Origin of the sequence: Rahnella sp. JUb53 (assembly GCF_004346065.1) — a bacterium.
GTDB classification, from domain to species: domain Bacteria; phylum Pseudomonadota; class Gammaproteobacteria; order Enterobacterales; family Enterobacteriaceae; genus Rahnella; species Rahnella variigena.
Window position 1 is genome coordinate 17168 of the sequence record NZ_SLYT01000014.1, and the last position, 15372, is coordinate 32539.

General features: G+C 54.1%; 11 protein-coding genes. 7 read left to right on the forward strand and 4 right to left on the reverse strand.

Annotated features, from left to right (window positions below):
- Positions 1-139: 139 nt before the first annotated feature.
- On the forward strand, positions 140-2785 hold the full coding sequence (gene ppc / locus EC840_RS23050; RefSeq protein WP_112289354.1) for a phosphoenolpyruvate carboxylase: 2646 nt from the start codon (positions 140-142) through the stop codon (positions 2783-2785).
- A 75-nt stretch (positions 2786-2860) separates the two neighbouring features.
- Here the strand turns inward: ppc and metF are convergent, their stop codons facing one another.
- The 3 genes from metF to metB form a co-directional block, all read right to left on the reverse strand.
- Positions 2861-3769 (reverse strand): methylenetetrahydrofolate reductase, encoded by a 909-nt coding sequence (gene metF / locus EC840_RS23055; RefSeq protein WP_132967200.1) that lies wholly within the window; start codon positions 3767-3769, stop codon positions 2861-2863.
- Positions 3770-4011: 242 nt separating this feature from the next.
- Positions 4012-6447 carry a bifunctional aspartate kinase/homoserine dehydrogenase II gene (locus EC840_RS23060; RefSeq protein WP_132967202.1) on the reverse strand — a complete coding sequence of 812 codons (2436 nt, stop codon included), beginning with the start codon at positions 6445-6447 and terminating at the stop codon, positions 4012-4014.
- Between the two features lie 2 nt (positions 6448-6449).
- On the reverse strand, positions 6450-7610 hold the full coding sequence (metB, locus tag EC840_RS23065) for a cystathionine gamma-synthase (protein ID WP_112289351.1): 1161 nt from the start codon (positions 7608-7610) through the stop codon (positions 6450-6452).
- A gap of 330 nt (positions 7611-7940) precedes the next feature.
- Here metB and metJ point away from each other — a divergent pair, with 330 nt between their 5' ends.
- Positions 7941-8258: a met regulon transcriptional regulator MetJ gene (gene metJ / locus EC840_RS23075; RefSeq protein ID WP_004392248.1), complete on the forward strand. Its 318-nt coding sequence runs from the start codon at positions 7941-7943 to the stop codon at positions 8256-8258.
- A 153-nt stretch (positions 8259-8411) separates the two neighbouring features.
- On the opposite strand, the gene rpmE is transcribed toward metJ, so the two are convergent.
- A complete protein-coding gene (gene rpmE / locus EC840_RS23080) occupies positions 8412-8624 on the reverse strand; it encodes a 50S ribosomal protein L31 (RefSeq protein WP_112289349.1) in 213 nt (70 codons plus the stop codon).
- A gap of 201 nt (positions 8625-8825) precedes the next feature.
- On the opposite strand from rpmE, the gene priA reads away from it, so the two are divergent.
- The 5 genes from priA to hslU all read left to right on the forward strand — a co-directional run bounded on the left by priA (position 8826) and on the right by hslU (position 15297).
- On the forward strand, positions 8826-11021 hold the full coding sequence (gene priA, locus EC840_RS23085) for a primosomal protein N' (protein WP_120163789.1): 2196 nt from the start codon (positions 8826-8828) through the stop codon (positions 11019-11021).
- Between the two features lie 203 nt (positions 11022-11224).
- Positions 11225-12253 (forward strand): DNA-binding transcriptional regulator CytR, encoded by a 1029-nt coding sequence (gene cytR, locus EC840_RS23090; RefSeq protein WP_112289347.1) that lies wholly within the window; start codon positions 11225-11227, stop codon positions 12251-12253.
- A 100-nt stretch (positions 12254-12353) separates the two neighbouring features.
- On the forward strand, positions 12354-13304 hold the full coding sequence (gene ftsN, locus EC840_RS23095) for a cell division protein FtsN (protein ID WP_132967204.1): 951 nt from the start codon (positions 12354-12356) through the stop codon (positions 13302-13304).
- A gap of 115 nt (positions 13305-13419) precedes the next feature.
- Positions 13420-13950, forward strand: coding sequence for an ATP-dependent protease subunit HslV (gene hslV / locus EC840_RS23100; RefSeq protein WP_015690599.1), 531 nt, complete (start codon positions 13420-13422; stop codon positions 13948-13950).
- A gap of 12 nt (positions 13951-13962) precedes the next feature.
- On the forward strand, positions 13963-15297 hold the full coding sequence (gene hslU, locus EC840_RS23105) for an HslU--HslV peptidase ATPase subunit (protein ID WP_112289345.1): 1335 nt from the start codon (positions 13963-13965) through the stop codon (positions 15295-15297).
- The last annotated feature ends 75 nt before the right edge of the window (positions 15298-15372 follow it).

The following is a 15372-nucleotide window of genomic DNA, read 5'->3' on the forward strand; positions in this document are numbered from 1 at the left end:
CGGGGGTTTTTGGGTTAAAACAGGGGTGGCTTTTAAAAAGTGTGGCCAGGTTGGCAGGGTGAACGGGGCAAGAATGCCTGACGGGTGAAAGTTATTTACAGAATATAAAAATTAAACGAGAGAACGGGTCAGAGGTAATATGAACGAACAATATTCCGCAATGCGAAGTAATGTCAGTACCTTAGGTAAATTGCTAGGCGACACGATCAAAGATACGTTGGGAGAGCATATCCTGGATCGTGTTGAGAAAATCCGTAAGCTGTCGAAATCCTCCCGTGCCGGAAACGACGCGGATCGACAGGAATTACTGTCAACGCTGCAAAATCTCTCCAATGATGAGTTGCTGCCTGTTGCCCGTGCCTTTAGCCAGTTCCTGAATTTAGCCAACGTGGCGGAACAATATCACAGCATTTCGCCGCACGGCGAAGCGGCCAGCAATCCCGAAGCGCTGGCACAATTGTTCGATCGTCTGAAATCCAAAAATCTCTCTGAACAGCAATTGCGTGATGCCGTTGACCAGCTTTCTATCGAACTGGTACTGACCGCGCACCCGACAGAAATTGCCCGCCGTACGCTGATCCACAAACTGGTGGAAGTGAATAACTGCCTCAAACAACTCGACCACAACGATCTGGCCGATTACGAGCGCAAACAAATCATGCGCCGTCTGCGTCAGCTGATCGCGCAGTCATGGCATACCGATGAAATCCGCAAAAACCGCCCTTCTCCGGTGGATGAAGCCAAATGGGGCTTTGCCGTTGTTGAGAACAGCCTGTGGGAAGGCGTGCCTGCTTTCCTGCGTGAACTGAACGAACAGCTGGAAACCTCACTGGATTATAAAATGCCAGTGGAAGCCGTGCCGGTGCGCTTCACCTCCTGGATGGGTGGCGACCGCGACGGTAACCCGAACGTGACCGCCGATATCACCCGTCACGTACTGTTGCTGAGCCGCTGGAAAGCCACTGACCTGTTCCTGCGCGATATCGCAGTGCTGGTGTCAGAATTGTCGATGACCGAATGTACACCGGAGCTGCGCGAGCTGGCCGGCGGTGCGGACATCCTCGAACCTTACCGCGAAATCATGAAACAGCTGCGTTCGCAGCTGACCAATACCCAGGTGTATCTGGAAGCCCGTCTGAAAGGCGAACGCGTTGCGCGTCCTCACGATTTGCTGGTAAAAAATGACCAGCTGTGGGCACCGCTTTACGCCTGTTACCAGTCGCTGCAAGCCTGCAATATGGGCATTATCGCCAACGGTCAGTTGCTGGATACGCTGCGTCGTGTGCGCTGCTTCGGCGTGCCGCTGGTGCGTATCGATGTCCGTCAGGAAAGCACCCGCCACACCGATGCGATCGCCGAAATCACCCGCTATCTGGGGTTAGGCGATTACGAAAGCTGGTCAGAATCCGACAAACAAGCTTTCCTGATCCGCGAACTGAATTCACAACGTCCGCTGGTGCCGCGTCACTGGGAACCGAGCGCTGACACCAAAGAAGTGCTCGATACCTGTCAGGTTATCGCCGAAGCGCCGGAAGGCTCAATTGCGGCATACGTGATTTCAATGGCGCGTACGCCGTCTGACGTGCTGGCCGTGCATCTGCTGCTGAAAGAAGCCGGTTGCCCGTTCCCGATGCCTGTCGCGCCGCTGTTCGAAACGCTGGACGACCTGAACAATGCGGACGATGTCATGAAGCAATTGCTGAGCATCGACTGGTATCGCGGTTTTATTCAGGGCAAACAGATGGTGATGATTGGCTATTCCGACTCCGCGAAAGACGCGGGCGTGATGGCGGCATCGTGGGCGCAATATCGCGCGCAGGATGCACTGATCAAAACCTGCGAGAAAGCGGGTATTGCCCTGACACTGTTCCACGGACGCGGCGGTTCTATCGGCCGCGGCGGCGCACCGGCGCAGGCAGCGTTGTTGTCTCAGCCTCCGGGCAGCCTGAAAGGCGGTCTGCGCGTTACCGAACAGGGCGAGATGATCCGCTTCAAATTCGGTCTGCCGGAAGTCACCATCAGCAGCCTGGCGCTTTACACTTCTGCGATTCTGGAAGCCAACCTGTTGCCACCGCCTGAGCCGAAACAAGCCTGGGTGGATATCATGGAACAGCTGTCTGATGTGTCCTGCAAGATGTACCGCGGGTACGTGCGTGAGAACAAAGACTTCGTGCCTTACTTCCGCGCCGCGACGCCTGAACAGGAACTGGCGAAACTGCCACTGGGTTCACGCCCGGCGAAACGTAAAGCCAGCGGCGGCGTTGAAAGCCTGCGTGCTATTCCGTGGATTTTCGCCTGGACGCAAAACCGTCTGATGCTGCCAGCCTGGCTGGGCGCAGGTGCCGGTTTGCAGTCTGTGGTGGATGGCGGTAAACGCGACGAGCTGGAAACCATGTGCCGTGACTGGCCATTCTTCTCCACCCGTATCGGCATGCTGGAAATGGTGTTTGCGAAAGCGGACCTGTGGCTGGCGGAATACTACGATCACCGTCTGGTGGATGAAGAGCTGTGGCCGCTCGGCCAGCAGCTGCGCGACCAGCTGGCGAGCGACATCAAAGTGATTCTGGCGATTTCTAACGACGATCACCTGATGGAAGATTTGCCGTGGATTGCAGAATCCATCGCACTGCGTAATGTCTATACCGACCCGCTTAACGTGTTGCAGGCTGAATTGCTGCACCGTTCCCGCGAGCTGGAAAAAGACGGTAAGCAGGATGCCAACGTAGAGCAGGCGCTGATGGTGACGATCGCCGGCGTGGCAGCAGGTATGCGCAATACCGGCTAGTTTCCGCTGAAAAGCAGCCAAAGAAAAACCCGCGAATTCGCGGGTTTTTTGTTTTCAGGATTTAAGCAGGAAAAATTACGCGCGAACCGGCAAGGCAATTTCCGGACGCACACCCAGCGTGTGGCAAATCGCGTAACTCATTTCTGCACGATTCAGGGTGTAGAAGTGGAAGTCCTTCACGCCTTCGCGGCTGAGGATTTTCACCATGTCCATCGCGATATTGGCACCGACCATTTTGCGGGTTTCCGCATCATCATCCAGTCCTTCAAACTGGCTGTTCATCCATTTCGGCACACGCACGTTAGTCATGGTGGCAAAACGCGTCAGCTGTTTGAAGTTGGAGACCGGCAGAATGCCCGGCACGATTTCCACATCAATCCCCTGACCGGCGCAGCGGTCACGAAAACGCAGGTAGCTTTCCACATCGAAGAAGAACTGCGTGATGGCGCGGTTGGCACCGGCATCAATTTTACGCTTCAGGTTAATCAGGTCAGACTGCGCGCTTTTGGCTTCAGGATGCACTTCCGGATAAGCCGCGACCGAGATATCGAAGTCGCCCACTTCTTTCAGCAACTGCACCAGATCGGTGGCATACATTTCCGGTTTGCCGCCGCCTGCCGGTAAATCACCGCGCAGAGCCACGATATGACGAATGCCGCTGTTCCAGTAATCCTCTGCAATCTGGCGTAGCTCATCCCGGCTGGCATCGATACAGGTCAGATGCGGCGCCGCTTCCAGACCGGTACGTTCTTTAATGCCTTTGATGATACTGTGCGTACGGTCGCGCTCGCCTGAGTTCGCACCGTAAGTCACAGAGACAAACTTAGGCTTCAGGCTGCTGAGACGGTCAATAGAGCTCCACAACGTGTCTTCCATTTCGCTGGTACGCGGCGGGAAAAATTCGAAAGAAACGTTAATCTGACCCTGTAACTCGGCCAGATTCTGGTTCAGCGCTTCGCGCTGGTTTGCGTGGAAAAAGCTCATAAACACTACCTCATGGATCACTGCGTTTTATTATGATTCGTTATGATGGACGTTTGGACGTCTAAACGTATAGATAGAAAATGACGGAAAGCGGACAAAGTGTCAACGTTAAAATGAGGACAAAGGATGATTAATCTTCACGCAATCTGAAAGAATTTCACTTTGGGAAGGTTTTGCTGCGGGGAAGGTGCGGAAAAGTGAAGAACAGCCCTTACGGTAAGTACCGAAAGGGCTGAGATAAATTACAGAAGTTGCGTCAGGCGGTTAAGGTCAGACTGCAATGCACCGGCGGTGACATCACGTCCTGCACCCGGCCCGCGGATCACCAGCGGGTTATCGCGATACCAGCGACTTTCGATGGCAAACACGTTATCGCATGGCAACAGGGAAGCCAGAGGATGATCCTCACGCACCGCTTCAACCCCAACGCGTGCTTTGCCGTTCGCATCGAAACGCGCCACATAGCGCAGCACCAGGCCCATTTCGCGGGCAGCTTCCAGACGCTGTAGCATTTGCTGGTTCAGCGCCTCGCCGTCTTCAAAGAACTGATCGACAGAACCGTTCGCACAGCTTTCCGGCACCAGTGATTCCACACGAACCTGCGTCGGCTCGATGTCATAACCGGCTTCACGCGCCAGGATCACCAGCTTACGCATCACATCCTGACCGGATAAATCATCACGCGGATCCGGCTCGGTCAGCCCCTGCTGCCACGCCAAATCGACCAATTCGGTGAACGGCAGCGTGCCGTCAAATTGCAGGAACAGCCAGGACAGTGTGCCGGAGAAAATCCCGCTGATGGCCAGAATACTGTCGCCGCTTTCGCGTAAATCACGCACCGTATGGTTAACCGGTAAACCGGCGCCGACCGTGGCGTTATATAGCCAGTGGCTGTCGGTTTTGGAAAACGCGTCGCGGATCTGACGGTATTTATGGGTATCCGACGCGCCCGCCTGTTTGTTGGCGCTGATCACATGGAAACCGTAGCTGGCGAAATCCAGATACTGATCGGCCAGTTCGGCGCTGGCGGTGACGTCCAGCACCACTAAATCGTCATAGGGATGCGCACGCATCCACAGGAACAGCGATTCTTCGTCGTGCGCCTGCGATTCATCATCAAAGAAGGCCAGAGCACGGCTGGCATCCAGTCCCTCGTAATTGAGCAGACTGCGCTTGCTGTCGACCACACCGGCCAGCACAAACTCAAAACCGCTGCGGGCAGAAATGTTCTTTTGCTCGCGGGCAAACAGTTCCAGCCAGCGTGAACCGATATTGCCTTTACCAAACAGCATCAGACCGATTTGCTTTTCAGCACGGAACAGCGTTTTGTGCAGCCCCTGAATCAGGTGCGCTGTCGGGCCGATACGCAGCACGGCGACCAGACTGATACCGTCTTCCGCCTGCCAGATAAACTCTACCGGCTGATCTTTCATTTCCTGATAGAAACGGTGGCTGTGAAGCGGATTCTTGCACACGCCCGCACCGACCAGCGCTACCAGCGCCAGCCCTTCACGCAGCGTCAGACGCGCCGGAAGTGCCGCTTCTTCAATAACCTGCAAGGCGCTTCCCGCCACTTCGGAGGTGTAGCACAGTTGCAGCAAATTACGGTCCGGGTGAATGCCGGTACACAGCGGTTTGATCTGCGCACGTTTGAGCAGCAGTTCGACATCTTTTTGCGCCAGGCCAAAATCGTGGCCGGACGGAATGACCATTTCGATCAGACAAATATCATCGTGACTGGTAACAATTTTTGCGCCGGTACCGGAAGCCAGCACGCGTTCAATACGCGTTGAGCCCTGCTCCGGCTGATAGCTGCAACGCAGTTGTAAATCGATATCGCTGCCGGAAACCGGCTGAAGCGTGCGGGTGTGCAGCACCGGGGCCGCCAGACGCGCCAGTTCACTGGCTTCATCGAGACGCAGCAACGGCAGCAGGCAGGCATCTTTCACTTTACGCGGGTCAGCGCTGTAAACACCGGCCACATCACTCCAGATCGTCACGCGGCTGGCGTCGGCCAGTGCGCCAATCTGGGTGGCGGAATAGTCACTGCCGTTACGGCCCAACAGTACGGTTTCACCCGCATCGCTGCGGGCGATAAAGCCGGTGACGACCAGATATTGCTGAGGATGTTGCGCCAGCAGTTGTTGCAGCAGCGGATACGAACGGCCTTCATCGACCTGAGGTTGAGCGGCACGTTCGGCACGCAGGAATTCACGGGCATCCAGCCAGGCGGCCGGTAATTCCAGTTTGCACAGCACCGCAGACATCAGGCGCGCAGACCAGACTTCGCCATGCCCGACGACTTCGGCGTAAATCGCATCAGTCATTTTGCCATCGAGCAAAACCGCCAGACGTTCGAGATCATGAATAAACGAAGCAATAAGCGGTTCCGCCATTTCCGGCGGCAACAGGCCGGTTATCAAATCACTCTGATAACGGCGCAAAGCCTGCTGAACCTGATGCGCGGCAATTCTGTCTGTCTGGCTGAGCTTCAGCCAGCTGATCAGCTGGTTGGTTGTACTGCCCGCCGCCGACACCACCATCATGTCGCCCGGTTTGGCATACTCGGCCATAATTCCGGCGACGCGCAGATAACATTTCACGTCGGCCAGACTGCTACCACCAAATTTGTGCAACTGACGGCTTCCCGCCGGCGCTGCAACCGCTATTGCATTCATACTTACCTCGTTGCCACTGACTGGAATGCATGTTCCAGATCAGCAATCAAATCTTCGCTGTCTTCAAGACCTACAGAAATACGGAGCAAGCTGTCAGAAATCCCGGCGGCTTTACGCGCTTCCGGCGCCATGCCAGCGTGCGTCATGGTCGCGGTATGAGAAATCAGGCTTTCGACGCCCCCCAGTGATTCTGCGAGGGTAAATAACTTCAATTCTTTCAGGAAATGACGCAGCTGCGCTTCATCTCCGTTAAATTCAAAACTGATCATGGCACCGAAGCCACGTTGCTGACGGCGGGCAATGTCGTGCCCCTGGTTTTCCGGCAGCGACGGATGATACAGCTTTTTGACCTGCGATTGTTTCTGTAAATAAGCAACAATTGCCAGGGCATTTTCCTGCTGCTGTTTCACGCGAACCGTCAGCGTGCGCAGACCACGCAATAACAGATAGCTGTCAAAAGCTGCAGCGGTCACACCAATGTTGTTCGCCCACCACGCCAGTTCTGTCGCGTGTTCTGCGGTCTTAGATATTACCGTACCGGCGACCACATCAGAATGCCCGTTAAGATATTTCGTACACGAATGAACGACTAAATCCGCGCCAAGTTGTAGCGGATTTTGCAACGCCGGGCTGAGGAAGGTGTTATCGACCACGGTCAGCGCACCGGCGGCGCGGGATGCGTCACAAATCGCCTGAATATCCACCACGCGCAGCAACGGGTTGCTCGGGGTTTCAATCAGCACCAGCTTCGGTTGTTCTTTCAGTGCTTCGGCCAGCGCCTGCGGGTCGCCCTGATCGACAAACAGCACGCGATACGCGCCGCGTTTGCTCAGGCTGTCGAACAGACGATAGCTGCCGCCGTAACAATCGTGCGGCGCCAGCAGTAAATCGCCAGGTTTCAGAAAGACCGTACACACCAGATGAATAGCAGACATACCGCTGCTGGTCAGTACCGCGCCAGCACCGCCTTCCAGATCAGCCAGCGCACGCTGGACAACATCACGTGACGGATTACCGCGACGCGAATAGTCATGGGCTCTTGGCTGATTGAAATCTTCAAAGTTGTAGGTACTGGAAAGGTAGATTGGCGGAACTACACAACCATATTGCTGATCATTGTTCAGGCCACTGCCTACGGCAATGGTGGCTTGCTTGTGCGTCATAATCATTTCTTCCTGACGAAATGCGGAGGATGAGGGTGTCAAGAGTAACGCCCGGAGTTATAGACGTCAATACATCTGGACATCTAAACTTCTTTGCGTATAGATTGAGCAACAGAGCAATACCCGCTAAAATTATGGCGTTAATGAAGATGTCAGGCAGATCTGTCGCGCTGAGGTTATTGAGCGCAAGGTGACAAAACGAATAATGCCGCGGGAGAAATCGTGAGATATCCCTGTCAAATTCCGACATTTATTTAGTGAGAACAGTGAAAATCGGGCATAATCACTCGGTTTTCAGAATTTTATTTTTTGATAAATTTAAGGTGTCCCATGGCTGAGTGGAACGGCGAATATGTCAGCCCTTACGCTGAACACGGTAAAAAAAGCGAACAAGTTAAGAAAATTACGGTATCCATTCCGCTGAAAGTCCTCAAAATTCTGACTGATGAGCGCACCCGTCGCCAGGTGAACAACCTGCGTCATGCGACCAACAGTGAATTATTGTGCGAAGCTTTCCTTCATGCCTTCACCGGTCAGCCTTTGCCGAATGACGAAGACCTGCGTAAAGAACGCAGTGACGAAATCCCGGAAGCGGCGAAGATCCTGATGCGTGAACTGGGTGTGGATCCTGATACCTGGGAATACTGATCGCAGCTGCACAGAGATATGCTGAAAGACCGTGCGACCCGTCGCGCGTTTTTTCAGTGTCTTTGTGAGAAAAGAAGGTTTGTCTGGCGGGAAGTGAAACGACAGGCAACAAAAAAGGCGCCTAAGGCGCCTTTTTTTGCTCTCAAGCGTAGCTTATTTGCTGCTTGGAACGCTGAAACGCTTGTTGAAGCGGTCAACGCGGCCACCGGTAGCCACTTCACGTTGCTTACCAGTGTAGAACGGGTGACATTCGCCACAAACGTCCAGGTTCAGATCGTGACCCACAGTTGAGTGAGTTTTGATAACGTTACCGCATGAGCAGTTTGCAGTAACTTCTACGTATTTAGGGTGAATACCTTTTTTCATGGAAAACCTCTTCTTAAGGCCGCGTCGCTATCCAACCCTGTTCTGTCAGACACCACGCGTAGTGGATGATAGGCTTTGAGTACGAAATGCACCAAAGGCGGCGAATCATACAGAATCTCTGAGAACCGCGCAATGATGTTCATGCATTTCGAAGGACACAGTGTACACTATCTCGTCATTTTTTTATAGCCTGGATCCACAATGCCTGTTGCCCACGTTGCTTTACCTGTCCCGCTTGCCCGTACTTTCGACTATCTGTTGCCACCTGACATGGCGGTTTCAAAGGGTTGCCGGGTCAGTGTGCCTTTCGGTAAACGCGACGCTATCGGTATTGTCGTCAACGTCAGTGAATCCAGTGATTTTGGCCTGGATAAGCTTAAACCGGTACGCGAAGTGCTCGACAGTTCCAGTCTGTTTACCCCTGATTTGTGGCGCATTCTGTTCTGGGCAGCCGACTATTATCATTATCCGATTGGTGAAGTGCTGTTTCATGCGCTGCCGGTATTACTGCGCCAGGGGAAACCCGCCGAACTGACGCCGCTATGGCAATGGTTCGCCACTGAACAGGGGCGCGCTACGCCGCTCGACAGCCTCAAACGTGCGCCAAAACAGCAGCAGGCCATGGCTGCGCTGATGCAAAAGCCACTGTATCGCCATCAGGTCGCCGATCTTGATCTCACGGATACGGCGTTGCAGGCGTTACGCGCCAAAGGTCTGACGGATTTACGCAGCATCGCGCCCGCCACGCTCGACTGGCGCAAAGATTTCTCGGTGGTCGGCGAGCGTTTACGGCTCAATACTGAACAGGCCACCGCCGTTGGCGCAATCCGCAGTGAAGATCAGCAGTTTTCCGCCTGGCTGCTGGCCGGTGTGACCGGTTCAGGTAAAACCGAAGTGTATCTGAGCGTACTGGAAAACATTCTGGCGCAGGGTCGTCAGGCGCTGGTGATGGTGCCTGAAATTGGCCTGACGCCGCAAACCATCGCGCGTTTTCGCGAACGTTTCAGCGCGCCTGTGGATGTGCTGCATTCCGGCCTGAACGACAGTGAGCGTCTCGCCGTCTGGCTGCGGGCGCGTAATGGCGAAGCAGGCATTGTGATCGGTACGCGCTCTTCGCTCTTTACGCCATTCGCGCGTCTGGGCGTCATTATTATCGATGAAGAACACGACAGTTCTTACAAGCAGCAGGAAGGCTGGCGTTATCACGCGCGTGACCTGGCGGTATACCGCGCTCATGCGGAAAATATCCCGATTATTATGGGCTCTGCGACCCCGGCGCTGGAAACCTTGCACAACGTGGAACTGGGGAAATATCGCCAGCTCAAACTGACCAAGCGCGCCGGGAATGCCAAACTTGCCCGGCAGAATTTGCTGGATTTAAAAGGGTTGCAGCTGAAAGTCGGGCTGTCTCAGCCGCTGATCCAAAAAATGCAGGAACATCTGAAAGCCGATAATCAGGTGATGTTGTTCCTGAATCGCCGGGGTTATGCACCTGCCCTGCTTTGCCACGAATGCGGCTGGATTGCCGAATGTCAGCGCTGTGACCACTATTACACCCTGCATCAGAATCAGCGCCAGCTGCGCTGCCACCATTGCGACAGCCAGCGCGCTGTGCCGCATCAGTGTCCGCATTGCGGATCGACACAACTGGTTTCCGTCGGTGTTGGTACCGAACAGCTGGAAAATGAACTCGCGCCGTTGTTCCCGGATACGCCCATCACGCGTATTGACCGCGATACCACCAGCCGTAAAGGCTCGCTGGAACAACATCTGAATGAAGTCCATCGCGGCGGCGCACGCATTCTTATCGGCACGCAGATGCTGGCGAAAGGGCATCACTTCCCGGACGTCACACTGGTGTCATTATTAGACGTCGACGGCGCGCTGTTCTCGGCGGACTTCCGTTCTGCCGAGCGCTTTGCCCAGCTTTATACTCAGGTTTCCGGTCGTGCCGGACGCGCAGGGAAACAGGGTGAAGTCGTGTTGCAGACGCACCATCCGGAACATCCGTTATTGCAGGTTCTGTTACAGCAAGGCTATGACGAGTTCGCCAGACAAACGCTGGCGGAGCGCAAAAGCGTGTTTCTTCCTCCTTTTACCAGCCATATTCTGATCCGCTCTGAAGATCACGATAATCAGCAGTCCGCGCTGTTTCTCCAGCAGTTACGGAATTTGCTCGAATCCAGCCCGCTGAAAGATGATTCGCTGTGGATTTTAGGGCCGGTTCCCGCCTTGCAGCCCAAACGCAGCGGTCGCTTCCGCTGGCAGTTGCTGTTACAGCATCCTTCACGGCGCGTTTTACAGCATCTGATCAAAAGTTCTCAGCCATTGATTGCGAGCCTGCCGCAGGCTAAAAAAGTGAAATGGACGCTGGATGTGGACCCGATTGACAGCTGATCCGTGGAGGAAATCCGCATAATTAGTCATGATTTCTGCGTGATGGATCGAAAAAAGCATCTGCATCACACTTTTAATGCAAATTAGGTAACAAATCCTACTCACATTCTGTTTAGAATGTGATGTGCTACACATCATCGGTAGCCAGGTGAGGAATGTTGATGTTGTTGTCTCAGTTTGATGCTGTTGCAAGGAGAGAGACGTTGGAGCACAAGAAAGAATTACCCGCCGCGACAATGAAAGATGTGGCTGAACAGGCAGGCGTTTCAACAGCAACGGTATCCCGCGCGTTAATGAATCCGGAGAAAGTCTCCGCCTCTACCCGTCAGAAGGTTGATCAGGCCGTCATGGCGGTGGGTTATTCTCCTCACGCCCTGTCCCGCAACCTGAAACGTAACGAATCGCGTACGATTTTGGTGATCGTCCCGGACATCTGCGATCCGTTTTTTTCCGACCTGATCCAGGGGATCGAACGCACGGCGGCTGAAAGCGGTTATCTGGTGCTCATCGGCGATTGCGCCCAACAGAATCAGCAAGAAAAAACCTTTATCAATCTGATCATTACCAAGCAAATTGACGGCATGTTGCTGCTCGGCTCCGATTTACCCTTCGACGCCAGCAAGGAAGAACAGCGCAATTTGCCACCTATGGTGATGGCTAACGAATTTGCGCCGGAACTGGAACTGCCAACGGTACACATTGACAACCTGACCGCCGCGTTTGAAGCCGTACATTATCTTCTCAAACTGGGACATCAGCGCATTGCCTGCATCGCCGGGCCGAAACATATGCCGCTGTGCCAGTACCGTTCACAAGGCTATGTGCAGGCACTGCGCCGTAACGGGCTAAGCGTCGAAAAGCAGCTGACGGTAGACGGTGATTTTAGTTATGAATCCGGCGCACAGGCCGTTACCGAACTGATGTCGCTGCCGGAGCCGCCAACGGCGATTTTCTGTCATAACGATATTATGGCGATTGGCGCGATGTTTCAGGCGAAAAAAATGGGTCTGCGCGTCCCGGAGGATCTCTCGGTTGTCGGCTTCGATGACATCAAGGCCAGCCAGTATACCGATCCTCCGCTGACCACCGTCGCGCAGCCAAGATTCCAGCTTGGTCGTCAGGCCATGTTATTATTACTTGAGCAGTTACAGGGAAATCAGGTACAAAGCGGTTCATTGCTGCTCGACAGCGAACTGGTTGTGCGTGAAAGCACCGCCGCTCCCAAAGCGTGAGTCAGTTTTGATGGCTGTTCAGTGATTTTAATTTCAGTAAATGTTCAGGGTTGAGTAACATGACGCACTTCTTCATTCATCACGACACAGCGAAACGATAGTGGCACAAAGAGACTATGTAAGCCGTGGGCGCTCAGGAGCGCGGCGGAAAAGTACCAGCCGGAGTAAAAAACGCAGTTCCCCAACGATCTCCAAAACCATGGTGGTGTTAGCCGTTGCGGTGCTGGTGGTGTTTGTCGGTGGCCTCTATTTTATTGCGCACAATAAACATGAAGAAGCGGTGGTATTGCCGACGCATCCTGTCCGTCCGGGTAATGGATTGCCACCTAAGCCAGAAGAACGCTGGCGTTACATCAAAGAGCTGGAAAACCGCCAGATGGGCGTGACCACGCCAACCGAGCCGACGGCTGGTGGCCAGGTAGAATCCAAGACGCAGCTGACACCGGAACAACGTCAGTTGCTCGAGCAGATGCAGGCCGATATGCGCCAGACGCCGACACAATTGTCGGAAGTGCCGTATAACGACCCGAATCAGGCGACACAGGCACCCGCACGTACGCAGCGTCAGGTTCAGCAACAACAGCCGACGTACGCGCAGCAGCAACCGGTACAGACTCAGCCGCGTCAGGTGCAGCCAACGTATACGCCGCAAACGCAGCCGGTACGTGCGCCGCAGGCTCAGGTGCAAACACAGGCCGTTCAGCCAAAACCGAAACCACAGGTTAAAGAACCGGTGAAAGAGGTGCCGAAAGAAGTGGAGAAACCGCAACAACCGGCGGCAATCACGCAGGTCGCGCCAGAAAAACCGAAAGCGCAGGAAAAAACCCAGCACTTTGTGGTTCAGTGCGGTTCGTTCAAAGGGTCTGAGCAGGCGGAATCCCAGCGCGCCAAGCTGGCATTCGAAGGTTTTGAAGGCCGGATCACCACCGGCGGAGGCTGGAGTCGCGTCGTCATCGGCCCGTACAACAGCCGTTCTGGTGCTGACAGCACACTATCGCGCCTCAAAGGCGCTGGCATATCCGGTTGCATTCCCGTCGCAACCGGGGGTTGAAAACCCGTAATCCTTCCCCAATCTATACTTTCAATATGCCCCGTAAGTTTGTGAGACACGCTCAGTGTCCCGCAAACCTGCGGGGATCTTTTCCGTCTGCAACGAGGAACCGCTCGTGACAACAATTGTAAGTGTACGCCGCAACGGCAAGGTCGTTATTGGTGGTGATGGCCAGGCCACATTGGGAAATACCGTCATGAAGGGCAATGTCAAAAAAGTACGTCGCCTGTATAACGACAAAGTGATCGCCGGTTTTGCTGGCGGTACTGCTGATGCCTTCACGCTGTTTGAGCTGTTCGAACGCAAACTGGAAATGCACCAGGGTCATCTGGTGAAAGCCGCCGTTGAACTGGCAAAAGACTGGCGTACTGACCGCATGTTACGTCGTCTGGAAGCCCTTCTGGCCGTGGCCGATGAAAACGCATCCCTTATCATCAGCGGTAACGGTGACGTTATCCAGCCTGAAAACGATCTGATCGCGATTGGTTCCGGTGGCCCGTACGCGCAAGCGGCAGCCCGTGCATTGCTGGAAAACTCAGAGCTTGAAGCACGCGACATCGTCGAAAAATCGCTGAGCATCGCCGGTGACATCTGCATCTACACCAACCAATTCCACACTATCGAAGAATTGTCTTCTAAAGCGTAAGGATCGAAAATTATGTCTGAGATGACCCCGCGCGAGATTGTCAGCGAGTTAGACAGCTACATCATTGGCCAGGATAAAGCGAAACGCGCCGTGGCCATTGCTTTGCGTAATCGCTGGCGCCGTATGCAGCTTGATGAAGCGCTGCGCCACGAAGTCACCCCGAAAAATATTCTGATGATCGGACCGACCGGTGTCGGTAAAACCGAAATCGCGCGTCGCCTGGCCAAACTGGCTAATGCGCCGTTCATCAAAGTTGAAGCAACCAAATTCACCGAAGTGGGTTATGTCGGTAAAGAAGTAGACTCTATTATCCGCGATCTGACCGATTCCGCCGTGAAAATGGTGCGCCTGCAATCGATCGAGAAAAACCGTTACCGTGCCGAAGAAATGGCTGAAGAGCGCATTCTCGACGTGCTGATCCCGCCAGCGAAAAACAACTGGGGACAGGCTGACGAAGCGCAGGAACCTTCTGCCGCACGCCAGAACTTCCGCAAGAAACTGCGTGAAGGCCAGCTCGACGATAAAGAAATCGAAATCAGTCTGGCATCCGGTCCGATGGGCGTTGAAATCATGTCCCCTCCGGGCATGGAAGAAATGACTAATCAGCTCCAGTCGATGTTCCAGAGCATGGGTGCTCAGAAACAGAAACCGCGCAAACTGAAAATCAAAGAAGCGTATAAGCTGCTGATTGAGGAAGAAGCGGCAAAACTGGTGAACCCGGAAGAGCTGAAAGAACAGGCGATTGAAGCCGTTGAACAGCACGGTATCGTGTTTATTGATGAGATCGATAAAATCTGTAAACGCGGCGGCCAAAGCTCCGGTCCTGACGTTTCCCGTGAAGGTGTTCAGCGCGACCTGCTGCCACTGGTAGAAGGCTGCACGGTTTCGACCAAGCACGGCATGGTGAAAACGGATCACATCCTGTTTATCGCCTCCGGTGCTTTCCAGACTGCCAGCCCGTCAGACCTGATCCCTGAATTGCAGGGCCGTCTGCCAATCCGTGTGGAACTGCAGGCGCTGTCGACTGAAGACTTCGAGCGCATCCTGACCGAGCCGAGTGCTTCGCTGACTCATCAGTACAAAGCATTGATGGCGACCGAAGGCGTGACCATTGATTTCACGGCTGACGGTATCCGTCGTATTGCCGAAGCAGCATGGCAGGTGAACGAAACCACCGAGAACATTGGTGCACGTCGACTGCATACCGTTCTGGAGCGTTTGATGGAGGATATCTCCTATGACGCGAGTGAAAGTAACGGAATCTCTATAAACATTGATGCAGATTATGTTAGAAGCCACCTTGACCAGCTGGTTGCTGATGAAGATCTGAGCCGTTTTATCTTATAATTTGCTCATACGTTCCGAAAGTGATCTTCAGGGAGGCGTTTGCCTCCCTGATTTTTTTTTAGATTTCGGACTGAT

Coding starts and splice junctions, on each gene's coding strand:
- priA (WP_120163789.1), top strand. CDS start 8,826: ATGCCTGTTGCCCACGTTGCTTTACCTGTCCCGCTTGCCCGTACTTTC.
- ppc (WP_112289354.1), top strand. CDS start 140: ATGAACGAACAATATTCCGCAATGCGAAGTAATGTCAGTACCTTAGGT.
- EC840_RS23060 (WP_132967202.1), bottom strand. CDS start 6,447: ATGAATGCAATAGCGGTTGCAGCGCCGGCGGGAAGCCGTCAGTTGCAC.
- metJ (WP_004392248.1), top strand. CDS start 7,941: ATGGCTGAGTGGAACGGCGAATATGTCAGCCCTTACGCTGAACACGGT.
- rpmE (WP_112289349.1), bottom strand. CDS start 8,624: ATGAAAAAAGGTATTCACCCTAAATACGTAGAAGTTACTGCAAACTGC.
- metB (WP_112289351.1), bottom strand. CDS start 7,610: ATGACGCACAAGCAAGCCACCATTGCCGTAGGCAGTGGCCTGAACAAT.
- metF (WP_132967200.1), bottom strand. CDS start 3,769: ATGAGCTTTTTCCACGCAAACCAGCGCGAAGCGCTGAACCAGAATCTG.
- hslU (WP_112289345.1), top strand. CDS start 13,963: ATGTCTGAGATGACCCCGCGCGAGATTGTCAGCGAGTTAGACAGCTAC.